Source organism: Olsenella sp. An285 (assembly GCF_002159625.1).
GTDB lineage: Bacteria > Actinomycetota > Coriobacteriia > Coriobacteriales > Atopobiaceae > Thermophilibacter > Thermophilibacter avicola.
Genome location: NZ_NFIZ01000005.1, coordinates 16,577 through 30,269 on the forward strand (window position 1 = coordinate 16,577; position 13,693 = coordinate 30,269).

Sequence of the window (13,693 nt, forward strand, 5' to 3'; positions counted from 1 at the left end):
GAGGAGAGTGACATGCGAATTGACTCGGAGCGCCCCAACCAGGTGCTCCTCTCCATGCCCGCTGGCGAGAAGAGCGTCGAGGGTCGCATCGCATTTCTCGACGAGGGCATCGTCCGCGTGACGCTGGACCCCACCGGCGAGTTCGCGCCCTATGCGAGACCGCTCTCCCCGGACCACCTGGCGCGCATCCAGGCGCAGCCGGACAACTCCGACGCCTACGCGCGTCCCGCCGCAGTTGCGACGGAGGAGGGCGGCGAGCTCGTTGCCCGTGCGGGCGGGACCTCGGTCCGCGTGGACCCGTCCTCGGGAATGATGGCGTTTTGCCTCGGCGGACGCACGGTGCTGCGCGAGACGGCGCCCGTGCGCCTGACGTCGCGGGGGTCCACCCAGACGCTCGAGCTCACGATTGGCGAGCGGTTCTTCGGCGGCGGCACGCAGAACGGCCGCGTCGACCATGCCGGCAGCGTCGTGCGCATCGTGACCACGCCCATGAACAGCAACCAGTGGGGAGATGGCGGCGTCGCCTCGCCGAGCCCGTTCTTCTGGTCGAGCGCGGGATACGGCGTGCTCAGGAACACGTTTGCCCCCGGCTCCTATGACTTTGGCGCCACGGGCGACGCCGTGGTCGCGGAGCACGACGACCCGGTCTTCGACGCCTACGTCTTCCTGGCCGAGCCCGGCGACCTGCGCTCCACGGCGCAGTCCATCCTGCGCGCGTACTACAGGGTCACGGGCGCCCCCGCCCTTCTCCCCGAGTTCGCCTTCTACCTTGGCCACCTCAACGCCTACAACCGCGACGCGTGGTCTCGCGAGCCGGAGGGAGGAGCCCAGGCCTGGACGGTGCGGGGGTCGGCCCCTGCGGGCTCGCCGGGCGTCACGCGCTACGAGCTGGGGCGCCGCCGCGGCTACGTGGTGCCTGAGGGCCACGACGCCGAGTCGCTCAACGGCGAGGACGAGGTGCTGCGCTCCTCCGCCCACAGGTATCGCGGACACACCCCGTACGAGTTCTCCGCTCGCGCCATCGTGGACGAGCACGCGCGCTACGACATGCCGCTCGGATGGATTCTCCCCAACGACGGCTACGGGGCGGGCTACGGGCACAACGGCTACGAGATGACGGGCGGGGTGGACGACGCCGGCCAGAGCTCGCCCGAGCGCCTTGCTGCCATCGCGGCAAACGTGGACAACCTCGCGTCCTTCTCGGCCTATGCCAACGAGCGGGGCGTGGAGGTGGGCCTCTGGGCGCAGTCCCAGATCACGCCCTCGTCCGACCCCTCCGTCACCTGGCAGAACCTGCGCGACTTCCACGCCGAGGTCTCCCGTGCCGGTGTCCGCGCCCTCAAGACGGATGAGGAGTGGGTGGGCGACGGCTACTCCTTTGGCCTCAACGCCACGCGGCAGGGGCACGAGATCCTGTCGGACCTAACGGGTCAACGCCCCTTCGTGCTCACGCTGGACGGTTGGGCCGGCACGCAGCGCTACGCCGCCGTGTGGTCCGGGGACCAGGACGGCTCCGACTGGGAGTACATCCGCATGCACGTCCCCACCTATGTGGGGCAGGGCCTCTCCGGCAACCCCAACGTGGGGTCGGACGTGGACGGCATCTTCGGCGGCAGCGAGGTCGTGGCCACGCGCGACTTCCAGTGGAAGGCCCTCACGCCCATCATGCTGGACATGGACGGCTGGGGCACGCTTCCCAAGCTGCCGTATGCCGCCGGCGACCCCCACACCGGCATCCGTCGCATGTACCTCAAGCTCAAGAGCCGCCTCATGCCGTACATCCTCACCTGCGCCGCGTCCGCCTCGTGCGTCGAGGGCTGGCAGGGCAACGACGACCTTGCCCTGCCCATGGTGCGCTCGGTGCTGTTGGAGGACGGTTCTGCGAGGGGCGAGGACGCCGAGAAGTACGAGTTTCTCCTGGGAGATGCGCTCCTCGTGGCGCCGGTCTGGCGCGCCGTGAGCGCCGACGCGGCGGGCAACGACGTCCGCGACGGCATCTACCTCCCCGGCACCGAGAATGACGTCTGGGTCGACTGGTTCACCGGGGAGCGTCACGTTGGCGGGCAGGTGCTCGACGGCTTTGACGCACCGCTCTGGAAGCTTCCGCTCTTCGTGCGAGAGGGTGCGATCGTCCCCTGCTACGAGGCTCACAACAATCCCCGGCCGGCGGGGCCGCTCAACCCCGGTGGCCTGGACCGAACGCGCCGCGTCGTGGAGTTCTGGCCCGCGCCTGGCGAGAGTCGCTTCGCGGCATACGAGGACGACGGCCGCGTGGGAGGCGGGCACGTGACGACCGCGTACTCGTGCTGCTGGGCCGGGGGAGAGGTGACCCTTCTGGCGGAGCCCTGGCGCGACGACTGCGACGGGTTCGACCCGCTGCGGGTCACGACCTTCCGCGCGACGGTGCGCTCTCGACCGGCGCGCGTGAGCGCCTGGCTTGGGGACGAGGAGCTCGAGCTCGTTGAGGTTGCGGACGCCGCGGCGCTGGCGGCGGAGCCCGCGCCCGGCACGGCTGCGTGGCTCTACGAGGAGGCTCCTGCCGTCGAGACGTTCGCTCCCGAGGAGGAGCGCGCGCTCGCCGACATGGTGGCCGGCACTCACGGGGCGCCGCGCGTGAGCGTGCGCTTCCCGCGTGCCAACGTGGCGGAGCTCTCCCAGCGCGTGGTCCTTCTCGACTGAGGGGCTTGCGCGAAAGGGGACGTGCCTGAAACGTGCAAACTCTTGCACGTTTCAGGCACGTCCCCTTTCGCGCAAGCTGCCCTGTGCACACAATTTGAATGCGGTGTGGACGAGAAAAACACCCGCTCTCAGCGGCTGCGATGCGCTATACTCTTACAGCTTTTCCACAGAGCCCCGTAATCTCTGACACAAAAGCAGCGGCGGTTTGTCCAGAAGCCGCCATTTCAGCAGGTACGTAGGAGGAGTCAAGTGAAGAAGTCGACTCAGTTCGCCAAGAACGGCGAAGTCGAGCGCAATTGGGTGCTCATCGACGCCGAGGGCGCCACGCTCGGCCGTCTGGCCACCACGGCTGCCATGATTCTTCGTGGCAAGAACAAGCCCCAGTACACGCCCAACGCCGACACCGGTGACTTCGTCGTCGTGATCAACGCCGACAAGGTCGTCCTCACGGGCGTCAAGGCTGATCACAAGCAGTACTGGCGCTACTCCGGCTACCTCGGAGGCCTCAAGCTCGAGAGCTTCCGCGAGGCTATGGAGAAGCACCCCGAGCGCGTCATCGAGCACGCCATCAAGGGCATGCTCCCCAAGACCACCCTCGGCCGCAAGCAGGGCATGAAGCTCAAGGTCTACGCCGGCCCCGAGCACCCGCACACGGCCCAGAACCCCGTCCAGATCGATTGGAGGGCCTAACCGATGGCTGAGAACACCGTTGTTTACACCGGCACCGGTCGCCGCAAGGAGGCCGTCGCCCGCGTCCGCCTGGTCCCCGGCACCGGCAAGGTTGTCGTGAACGGCCGCGAGGCCATCCAGTACTTCGGCCGTCAGCAGCTCGTTGACAACGCCGTTGCCCCGCTGCGCCTCACCGAGACCGCCGAGCGCTTTGACGTCCTCGCCAACTGCGACGGTGGCGGCATCACCGGCCAGGCCGGCGCCCTTCGCCTGGGCATTGCCCGCGCCCTTCTCGACGCCGGCGAGTACCGTGACGACCTCAAGAAGGCCGGCTACCTCACGCGTGACTCCCGTGCGGTCGAGCGCAAGAAGTACGGCCTCAAGAAGGCCCGCAAGCGTCCGCAGTTCTCCAAGCGCTAAGGCTTTCGCGAGATATTCGCACCCTCGGACCCGTCGCTTTCACGACGGGTCCTTTTTTAGTATTTACACAACCGTATTCGCGCGACCCGGGCCGCGCGAGTAGGATGGTGTGTGAGAAGCCTGTCCCCACATTCGCACGGGAGGGAACCAAGATGAAGTACTTTGGCACCGACGGGTTCCGCGGTCGCGCCAACGAGGGCCTCGACGTCGAGCACGCCTTCAAGATCGGCCGTTTCGTGGGCTGGTACTACGGTGCGCGCCAGGAGAGGAAGGCTCGCGTGGTGGTGGGCAAGGACACCCGCCGCTCCAGCTACATGTTCGAGTCCGCCCTCGTGGCGGGCCTCGTTGCCTCCGGCGCCGACGCCTACATGCTGCACGTCATCCCCACGCCGGGCGTGGCGTACGAGACCGTGGACGGCCGCTTCGACTGCGGCATCATGATCTCCGCGAGCCACAACCCGTACACGGACAACGGCATCAAGCTCGTGAACGGCGAGGGCTACAAGATGGACGAGGACGTCCTCGAGCTCATCGAGTCCTACATCGACGGCGAGATCGAGGTGCCGCTTGCCACGGGAGACGCCATCGGCGCCACCGTTGACTACATGCAGGGGCGCAACCGCTACATCGCGCACCTCATCGCCAGCGCCAACTTCTCGCTCCAGGGCGTGAAGGTGGGCCTGGACTGCGCCAACGGCGCCGCCTCCTCCGTCGCCAAGCCCGTCTTCGACGCGCTTGGCGCTGACGTGCGCGTGATCAACAACAGCCCGGACGGCTTCAACATCAACGTCGACTGCGGCTCCACGCACATCGACCGCCTGCGTCGCCACGTGGTCGAGCAGGGTCTTGACGTCGGCTTTGCCTATGACGGAGACGCGGACCGCTGCATCGCCGTGGACGAGGCCGGCAACGTGGTGGACGGCGACCTCATCCTCTACATCTGCGGCGTCTACCTCAACAAGCACGGTCGCCTCTCCGCCGGCACCGTGGTTCCCACAGTCATGAGCAACTACGGCCTGTTCAAGGCGTTCGACGAGGCGAGCCTCTCCTACGAGACCACCGCGGTGGGCGACAAGAACGTCTACGCCTGCATGCGCGAGAACGGCTACAGCCTGGGCGGCGAGCAGTCCGGCCACATCATTTTCGGCGACATTGAGCGCACCGGCGACGGCATCATGACGTCCCTGCGCGTGATGGAGGTCTACCGAGCCGAGCGCGAGAAGCTCTCCCAGCTCTGCGCGCCCGTGAAGCTCTACCCGCAGGAGCTCGTCAACGTGCGCGTGACGGACAAGGACGCCGCCATGGGCGACGAGGCGGTCCTCGCCGCCGCCAAGCAGGCGGAGGAGTTCCTCGCCGGGCGCGGCCGTGTGCTCGTGCGCGCGTCCGGCACCGAGCCCCTGGTTCGCACGCTCGCCGAGGCCCCCACGGAGGAGCTCTGCAAGCAGGCGAACGCCTTCGTCCTCAAGGCCCTGGAGCCCTACAAGGCATAGCGCGCGGGGCCAGCCTCCCTTTGAGCGTCGGGCGCGGGGCCGGGTTCTTCTCGGCTCCGCGCCCTCTTTGCCCGCATGACAGTTTGCCCGGGTCAAATTGTCAAGTCAGCAACTTGACAATTTGACCCGGGCAAACTGTCATGCGGGCAGACTGCCAAGTCTCGGCAAGGGTTACAACATGTCGTGGTTTCCGGTCGGGCCGTAGGGGCCGCGTCGCCCGCACTGGTACAATCAGAGCACGTGACTCAAGCGCAGCTCAAACGTACCCGTCTTGAGGAGGGCCGCATGTGCGGAATCGTTGGCTATACCGGTAGGGACCAGGCCGTCGGCTATCTTCTCGAGGGCCTCTCGGCTCTCGAGTACCGCGGCTACGACTCCGCCGGCGTCGAGGTCGTGGGGACCGACGGCGCCCTCCACGGCGTCAAGTGCGCGGGCCGCGTCTCCGTGCTGAGGGAGCGCTGCGAGACCGCCAACCTCGTGGGGACCACGGGCATCGCGCACACGCGCTGGGCCACGCACGGAGCCCCCACGGACAGGAACTCCCATCCGCACCGCGACTGTACGGGGCGCATAGCCATCGTGCACAACGGCATCATCGAGAACTTCCGCGAGCTGCGCTCCTATCTTGCTCGAAACGGCCACGCGCTGGCGTCGGACACGGATTCCGAGGTCATCGCCCACCTCATCGAGGACGCCTGGGCGGGTCCCTGCAGGGGCGACCTGGTGACCGCTGTCCGTCATGCCGTGCGCAGGCTTCGGGGCTCCTGGGCCATCGCCGTCGTCTGCGCGGACGCCCCGGGCGAGATCGTCTGCGCCCGCAACGGCTCCCCGCTCGTGGTGGCGTCCACGCCCGATGGCGCCTTTGCCGCCTCTGACGTGACCCCGCTCGCCGGCGTCACGTCCCGCGTCATCCAGCTTGAGAACGGGCAGCTCGCCCGGCTCCGCGCGTCCGGGGAGGTGACGGTCTTCGACGAGGAGGGCGCCCCCGTAGACGCCCCCGCCGTCATGGAGATAGACTGGGACGCCTCGGCGGCGACGCTCGGCGGGTACGCGGACTTCATGGCCAAGGAGATCGCCGAGCAGCCCGAGGCCCTCGAGCGCCTGCTCTCCGGGCGCCTGGGCGAGAAGGGCATCCTCCTGGACGAGCTCTCCATGAGCGAGAAGGACCTCGCGGACGTCGACCTTGTCTACCTCATTGCCTGCGGGACGTCCTATCACGTGGGCCTCATCGCCCGCACCCTCATCCAGACCTGGGCGAAGGTGCCCGTCATCTGCGACTTTGCCTCCGAGTTCAACTACGAGCAGGACGTCCTGGTGACGCCGCACACCCTCTGCGTGGTCATCACGCAGTCCGGCGAGACGGCGGACACGCTCACGGCCGCCCGGCGCATGAGGGGGATGGGCTGCAAGGTCTTTGCGGTCACCAACGTGCTCGGGTCCACCGCCGCGCGCGAGGCTGACGGAGTGCTCTACGTCCAGGCGGGCCCGGAGGTGTGCGTCGCCTCCACGAAGGCCTATACGGCGCAGATGGTGGCGAGCGCGCTTCTGGCCCTGCGGCTCGCGCAGGCCAAGGGGGAGATGGGCCGTCCCGAGGTCGAGCGGCACTACCGCGACCTCTGCGCGCTCCCGGGCCTCATTCGCGAGGTCATCTCCCGCTCCTGGCAGGACAAGCGCGCCGCCGCGGTCTTCCGCCGCGCACACTCCGCCCTCTTCCTGGGCAGGGGCGTCAACGCCACCACTGCCTCCGAGGGCGCCCTCAAGCTCAAGGAGATCAGCTACCTCCACGCCGAGGCCTATCCCGCGGGCGAGATGAAGCACGGCCCCATCGCCCTTCTCGAGCCCGGCTTCCCCGTCGTGGCCATCGTGCCGGCGGACCGGGTCCACGACAAGACGGTCTCCAACATCCAGGAGGTCATCGCCCGCGGCGCCGTCTGCGTCGCGGTTGCCACGGACGGAGACGAGGATGTGGCCTCGCTCGTGGAGCACGTGCTCTGGATTCCGCCTGTGGGAGACGAGCTGCTCGTGCCCATCGTGGCCGTCGTGCACCTGCAGATGCTCGCGCGCTACGTTGCGCGGACGCGCGGCTGCGACGTGGACAAGCCGCGCAACCTGGCCAAGTCTGTGACGGTGGAGTAGCCATGGCAGCTGGTATTGGCGTTGACATGCTCGAGATCGCGCGCATGGAGCGCGTGCTGGAGAGGCGCCCCAACTTTGCGCGGCGCGTCTTCACGGATGAGGAGCGCGCGTACTGCGACAGGACCGCGCGACCGGCGGAGCACTACGCGGCGCGCTTCGCGGCGCGTGAGGCCGTTCTCAAGGCGCTGGGCACGGGCTTCTCGGGCGGCATCGGGCTGAGGGACGTCTCGGTCACGCGCGACGAGTCCGGCCGGCCGCGGGCGCTTCTCACGGGGCGCGCGGCGGAGGTGGCGCGCGAGCAGGGCGTCCGCGAGATTGCGCTCTCCATCTCGCACACCCACGACGTAGCGGTGGCAAACGCCCTTGCGGTGACCGACGACGTCCGTCCGGCCCCGCCGGCGCGCGACGAGGCCGCGCGGGCGCTCGCCACCTCCTTCAAGGAGGCCAGGTCCGTTCTCGACGAGCTCGAGCGCGTGCAGGAGGCGGCCCTCGAGGGGCTGGGCCCCGCCGCGTCGGCCCCGTCGGGGGCTACGGACCACACCGCTGGACAACCTTCTTCCGAGGAGTGATCGCATATGCAGCCCGTACTCAACAACGAAGACGTCAAGGGCGTCGAGGTTGCCCTCACGCGCGAGGGCGTGAGCGTGTCCGAGCTCATGCACCGCGCCGGGTACGCCGCCGCGCAGGAGGTGCTGGAGCTGGGTGACGTGGACAACGTCGTCGTGCTCGTCGGCCTGGGCAACAACGGCGGCGACGGCTGGGTCGCCTCGGAGGCGCTGCGCTCGCGGGGCGCCAACGTCAAGGTGGTGACGCCCATCGAGCCCGACGGCCTGGCCGGAGACCTGGCAAGGCAGGTGGCCCAGGCGGCCATCAAGTCCGGCGTCCCCACGGTGGTGGGCCCCTCCCGCGACGAGCTCGAGACCCTGCTCGCCACCTGCGACGTGGTGCTCGACTGCATGCTCGGCACGGGCTTCCACGGTGACGTCCGCGCCCCCTTTGACATATGGATCGAGTGCGTCAACGCGTGCCCGGCGCGCGTGATCTCCGTCGACGTCCCGAGCGGCCTGTCCAGCCAGACGGGCCACGCCGGGAGCGCCTGCGTGATCGCGGACATGACGGTCACCATGCTCGCCCTCAAGCCCGGTCTCCTCGCGGACGACGGGCGCGACGTCTGCGGCGCCATCGTGGTGGCCCCGCTCGCGGAGCAGACCGAGCGGCTCGTGGTCGAGGCCGACCCCGTGGCGTGGCGCACCGACCTCGCCGACTACCTCGACGTGCTCTCCGCGCCCACGATGTCCGTCGACAAGTTCTCCCGCGGGTCCGTGCTCGTGGTGGGCGGCTCCCGCCGCTTCCCCGGCGCGGCGATCATGGCGGCGCGCGCAGCGGCGCGCATGGGCGCCGGCTACGTGACGCTCGCCGTTCCCGCCTCCGCAGCCCTGGTCGCGCAGTCGCACCTGCTGGAGATTCCCGTGGTGCCCCTGCCCGAGGATTCCGACGGAACCCTCTCCGCGGAGGCGGCGGACGTCGTCCTCAAGCTCGCGGAGGGCAAGTCGGCCGTGCTCGTGGGCCCCGGCATGCGCGTCTCCACTGCCACCGCCTCCGTGGTCTCCGCGCTTCTCGCCACCGAGGTCCCGCTCGTCGTGGATGCGGACGGGCTCAACTGCCTCGCGCGTCTCACCAACGGCGGACTGCCCGAGTTTCCCGAGGTCACGCGCCGCAACGCGCCCCTCGTGCTCACCCCGCACCGCAGGGAGCTCGGCAGGCTCGTGGGCCAGCCGGACAACCCGCCCGCCTCGCTCGTCGACCAGCTTGAGGCGGCTCGCAAGATCGTCTGGGCGGACGGCGGCTCCGAGCTCGTCATCGTGACCAAGGGCACGGCAACGGGGTGCGTGAGCGTCGAGCAGGCGGTCCTGCCCAAGCCGGGACCGGCCGCCCTGGCCACCGCAGGCTCCGGGGACGTCCTCGCCGGCATGATGGCCTCGGCTCTTGCCCAGCGCCACGGCGAGGAGACCGACCTCACGCTGCTCGCTGCGTACGTGTGCGAGGTCCACGGCTACGCGGGCACCCTCGCCGCCGAGCGCGTGGGGTCCCGTGCCGTGATGGCCTGCGACCTCATAGACGTCATCGGCCTCTCCGTTGACGCCGTTGAGGAGCACGTGACGTATCAGGGCGACCAGGACGTCGCGTAGGGCGTAGAGTTGGTAGCGTGGAGGTGACCATGGTGGAGAGAGGAAGAGTCGAGAGCCCGGAGACGCGCTGGTCGTGGGTTGAGGTGAACCTCGCCGCCCTGCGGAGGAACACGGCCGCGTTCAGAAGGCAGATCGGCCGGGGCGTCCAGATGATGTGCGTGATCAAGGCGGACGCCTATGGTCACGGCGCCGTCCCGTGCGCGAAGACCATGCGCGCGGCGGGCGCGGACCAGTTTGCCGTGGCAACCGTGAACGAGGGCGTCGCCCTGCGCGAGGCGGGCATCGAGTGGCCCATCCTCATCCTCTCCGAGCCCCCCGTGGACTGCGTGGACACGCTCGTGGCCTACGACCTCATGCCCGCCGTCTACACCGCCGACTTCGCGCTCGCCCTTGGCGAGGCTGCTGCCGCGCGAAACCGCGTGGCCCGCTACCACCTGGCAATCGACACCGGCATGACGCGCATCGGCGTGCGGAGGCAGGACGTCGTCGAGCTCAGGCGCACCATCGACTTCCACCGCGGCCTCGAGTGCGCGGGCACCTTCACGCACTTCGCCACGGCGGACGTGCTCGACGACTGGGACTTCGCCCTGCAGCTCAACCGCTTCGAGGAGGCAATCGAGGCGCTGCGCGGCGCGGGTCTGGACACGGGCCTCGTCCACTGCGACAACACGCCGGGCACGATCATGCACCCGGAGTGCCACTTCGACATGTGTCGCGTGGGCATCGGCCTCTACGGCCTCCACCCCGCCGACGTCACGCGCCCGCGCATCGACCTCGAGCCCGTCATGAGCGTGCGCGGCCGCGTGGTGCGCGCCCTCTACCCCAACGTGGGCGACGGCGTGGGCTACGGGCTCACGTATCGCGTGCCCAAGCAGAACATCCAGATCGCCACGGTGCCCATTGGCTACGCGGACGGTCTCGCGCGCGAGCTCTCCAACAACATGGACGTGCTCGTGAACGGCTTCCGCTGCCGCCAGGTCGGCAACATCTGCATGGACCAGTTCATGTTTGCCGTGGACGTGAACAGCGCCCGTTCTTATCGGCCCAACCGCCCGGTGGAGTACGGCGACGTGGTGACACTCATTGGCGAGGACGGCGACGAGCACATCTACGTCGAGGAGATGGCAACGCGCCGCAACACCATCAACTACGAGGTCGTCTGCGACTTTGGGATGCGCCTTGAGAAGATCTACACCTAGCGGCTCCGCCGGCCGCCCGAGCGCGGCAGAGAGAAGGGGACTCGACCTCATGTCCGTCATGCACATTCCCGGCCACGAGCACCAGCGGCCGAGGGAGGTCACGCTGCAGGAGATTCGCGACCTCATGGGCAACTGCCAGCTCTGCCCTCTGGGCGCCACACGCACCAACCTCGTCTTTGGCGTGGGCAATCCGCACGCCCGCGTGATGTTCGTGGGCGAGGGCCCCGGGCGCAACGAGGACCTCCAGGGAGAGCCCTTCGTGGGCGCCGCCGGCCACAAGCTCGACGCCCTGCTCTCCTGCGCCGGCCTCACGCGCGAGGAGATCTACATCGCCAACGTGGTCAAGTGCCGCCCGCCCGGGAACCGCAACCCCAAGCCCGAGGAGATCGAGGCCTGCTCGCCGTTCCTCCGCGAGCAGATCCGCTCCATCTGGCCGGACGTCATCGTGTGCCTGGGCAACTTCGCCTCGCAGTTCGTGCTGCGCACGAACAAGGGCGTGACGTCGCTGCGCGGCCAGCTCTACCAGACCGGTCACTTTGTGGTGTGCCCGACCTTCCACCCCGCCGCCTGCATCTACCATTCCGACTGGCAGCCGCTGCTCGAGGCGGACCTGCGCATGGTGGGCGCGTGGCTGGCCGACCACCCCGTGCCCGCCGAGGGAGGTGCGCAGTGAGCGAGAAGAGCTTCCGCACCGCGTCTCGCGAGCAGACCATCGCGCTGGGGGAGCGCCTGGGGCGCGCGCTGCGCGCGGGCGACGTGCTGGTGCTGACGGGCGACCTCGGCGCGGGCAAGACCCAGCTCACCAAGGGCATGGCCGCCGGCATGGGCGTGACCGACGACGTCACGAGCCCCACCTTCACCATCGAGATGGTCTACAAGGGCGCCGAGATGCCGCTCTACCACTTTGACCTCTACCGCCTGGACGACCCCGACCAGCTGGAGGACACGGGCATCTTCGACGTGCTGGGGGCGGACGGCGTCTGCTCCATCGAGTGGGGCGAGCAGTTCGCGGACGAGATCGGCGACGCGCGCGTGGACGTCTACGTGACGCGCCTGGACGACGAGACCGCGCCCGGCGAGGAGCCGCCGCGCGAGGTGCGCCTGGTCGCGCACGACGCGCGGGGCGAGGAGCTTCTTGCCGCGCTGTAGCGCGCCATATGACAAAAGGGACAGGGTGGTTTGTCAGAACGCGCCGGTCCTTCTCGCCGTGCGCCGTTCTCCCTTCCTGGGGATAACACTCACAGTTTGCAAAGTGCGTTTTCGCCAACTGATCATATAGAATATCGAAGCAAACCGTGAGTGCTATCCTCTCGCCAAAATTGAGAAAAATTCTCAGTTGATACTTAGTCTCAATATGATATGATGCTCTCAGACACAAGGGAGGTGGGACATGTCAGCGAGAAACACCGTGCAGCGGCAGATCATCCAGGACGCGCTGCGCACGCTTGCCAACCATCCCACCGCGGACGAGGTCTACGACGCCGTTCACGAGGAGCATCCCAGCGTGGGGCGAGCGACCGTCTACCGCACGCTGGGAAGGCTCGCGGACGAGGGGGAGATCGGGCGGGTGCGCATCAACAACGGCGCGGACCGCTTCGACCACCAGTCGTTCGCGCACTACCACGTGCGGTGCACGAGCTGCGGGCGCGTGGACGACGTGATGATTCCGCTCCTGGACAACGTCGACGAGGCGGCCGAGAAGGCATCTGGGTACAAGATAACCAGTCACTCGCTGCAGTTCGACGGAATCTGCCCCGCGTGTCAGAGGAACGAGGCATCTCCGGCCTAGCGCCGAGTGCATAGGAGAGGGCGGCGGGGCGCATTGCCCCGCCGTACACAAACAACAAGGAGGTCACCATGGACAAGTGGGTCTGCAAGGTCTGCGGTTACATCTACGAGGGCGCCGAGCCGCCGGCGGAGTGCCCGGTCTGCCACGCCCCGGCCAGCCAGTTCGAGAAGGTCGAGGGTGAGCTCAAGCTCGCCGCCGAGCACGAGTACGGCATCTACGACAAGACCGTCAAGGACAACCCCGACATCTCCGACGAGGACAAGGCCTACATCCTCGAGCAGCTCAAGGCCAACTTCACCGGCGAGTGCTCCGAGGTGGGCATGTACCTCTGCATGGCGCGCATCGCGCACCGCGAGGGCTACCCCGAGATCGGCCTCTACTGGGAGAAGGCCGCCTACGAGGAGGCCGAGCACGCCTCCAAGTTCGCCGAGCTCCTGGGCACCGAGCTCGAGCCCAACATGAAGGCCACCACCAAGGACAACCTGGCCTGGCGCGTCGACTGCGAGTTCGGCGCCACCGCCGGCAAGGTCGAGCTTGCCACCTGCGCCAAGAAGAACAACCTCGACGCCATCCACGACACCGTCCACGAGATGGCGCGCGACGAGGCTCGTCACGGCAAGGCTCTCAAGGGCCTGCTCGAGCGCTACTTCGGCTAATGGCCGGCAAGCCTCAGAAAAAGGCTGCCCGCAAGAAGGTCAAGCCCTCGGGGCCCGCGGCGTGCGCGGTGCTCTGGGGGCTTGACCCCTCTTCCGAGAAGGGCACGGCGGTGCGCGGGGTGCTGCGCGAGATGGGCGTGGTGGCTCGCACGGCGCTGCCGGAGCGCCTGGGGGACGCAGCGGGCGCCTTCGCGCGGCTGCCCGGCTTCAGGCCGGCGCCGCTGCCGTACGCGGGGCCCGCGCCCGCTGCCGACGAGTTCGTGCTGCTCTGCGGGCTCACGGATGCGCAGGTGAACGAGTTTCTGGCGCGAAGCCGCGAGGCCTCGTGCGTGGTGGGCCCCAAGGCGCTGCTCACGCCAGCAAACCGCGCCTGGCCGCTCGTGCGGCTGATCGAGGCCGTGGCCGCCGAGCACGCCGCCAACTCCTAAGGGGACAGGCACTTTTGCACCATAGCGAGAAGAACGCG

13 protein-coding genes are annotated in these 13,693 nt (G+C 68.6%); all 13 read left to right on the top strand.

The window, feature by feature from the left end:
* Positions 1-12: 12 nt before the first annotated feature.
* The 13 genes from B5F79_RS04475 (at position 13) to B5F79_RS04535 (ending at position 13,655) form a co-directional block, all read left to right on the top strand.
* Positions 13-2,679 (top strand): TIM-barrel domain-containing protein, encoded by a 2,667-nt coding sequence (locus B5F79_RS04475; RefSeq protein ID WP_087217968.1) that lies wholly within the window; start codon positions 13-15, stop codon positions 2,677-2,679.
* 249 nt (positions 2,680-2,928) lie between these two features.
* On the top strand, positions 2,929-3,369 hold the full coding sequence (gene rplM, locus B5F79_RS04480; protein ID WP_087217971.1) for a 50S ribosomal protein L13: 441 nt from the start codon (positions 2,929-2,931) through the stop codon (positions 3,367-3,369).
* 3 nt (positions 3,370-3,372) lie between these two features.
* Positions 3,373-3,768, top strand: coding sequence for a 30S ribosomal protein S9 (gene rpsI / locus B5F79_RS04485; RefSeq protein ID WP_087217974.1), 396 nt, complete (start codon positions 3,373-3,375; stop codon positions 3,766-3,768).
* A 152-nt stretch (positions 3,769-3,920) separates the two neighbouring features.
* Positions 3,921-5,258, top strand: coding sequence for a phosphoglucosamine mutase (gene glmM, locus B5F79_RS04490; RefSeq protein WP_087217977.1), 1,338 nt, complete (start codon positions 3,921-3,923; stop codon positions 5,256-5,258).
* Between the two features lie 285 nt (positions 5,259-5,543).
* Positions 5,544-7,394, top strand: coding sequence for a glutamine--fructose-6-phosphate transaminase (isomerizing) (glmS, locus tag B5F79_RS04495; RefSeq protein ID WP_087217980.1), 1,851 nt, complete (start codon positions 5,544-5,546; stop codon positions 7,392-7,394).
* Positions 7,395-7,396: 2 nt separating this feature from the next.
* Positions 7,397-7,963 carry a holo-ACP synthase gene (gene acpS / locus B5F79_RS04500; RefSeq protein WP_087217983.1) on the top strand — a complete coding sequence of 189 codons (567 nt, stop codon included), beginning with the start codon at positions 7,397-7,399 and terminating at the stop codon, positions 7,961-7,963.
* A 6-nt stretch (positions 7,964-7,969) separates the two neighbouring features.
* Positions 7,970-9,583 (top strand): NAD(P)H-hydrate dehydratase, encoded by a 1,614-nt coding sequence (locus tag B5F79_RS04505; protein ID WP_087217986.1) that lies wholly within the window; start codon positions 7,970-7,972, stop codon positions 9,581-9,583.
* A gap of 32 nt (positions 9,584-9,615) precedes the next feature.
* Positions 9,616-10,782, top strand: a complete 1,167-nt coding sequence (gene alr / locus B5F79_RS04510; RefSeq protein WP_241147251.1) for an alanine racemase — start codon at positions 9,616-9,618, stop codon at positions 10,780-10,782.
* A gap of 49 nt (positions 10,783-10,831) precedes the next feature.
* Positions 10,832-11,455: a uracil-DNA glycosylase gene (locus B5F79_RS04515; protein WP_087217992.1), complete on the top strand. Its 624-nt coding sequence runs from the start codon at positions 10,832-10,834 to the stop codon at positions 11,453-11,455.
* Entirely contained in the window at positions 11,452-11,931 is a 480-nt protein-coding gene (gene tsaE, locus B5F79_RS04520) for a tRNA (adenosine(37)-N6)-threonylcarbamoyltransferase complex ATPase subunit type 1 TsaE (RefSeq protein WP_087217995.1), read from the top strand. The genes B5F79_RS04515 and tsaE overlap by 4 nt, the downstream gene beginning before the upstream one ends.
* A gap of 241 nt (positions 11,932-12,172) precedes the next feature.
* Positions 12,173-12,571 carry a Fur family transcriptional regulator gene (locus B5F79_RS04525; RefSeq protein WP_087217998.1) on the top strand — a complete coding sequence of 133 codons (399 nt, stop codon included), beginning with the start codon at positions 12,173-12,175 and terminating at the stop codon, positions 12,569-12,571.
* 68 nt (positions 12,572-12,639) lie between these two features.
* Entirely contained in the window at positions 12,640-13,227 is a 588-nt protein-coding gene (locus B5F79_RS04530; protein WP_075577164.1) for a rubredoxin-like domain-containing protein, read from the top strand.
* Complete coding sequence (locus tag B5F79_RS04535) at positions 13,227-13,655, top strand: DUF3783 domain-containing protein (protein WP_087218001.1); 429 nt, start codon at positions 13,227-13,229, stop codon at positions 13,653-13,655. Before B5F79_RS04530 ends, B5F79_RS04535 begins: the two co-directional genes overlap by 1 nt.
* The last annotated feature ends 38 nt before the right edge of the window (positions 13,656-13,693 follow it).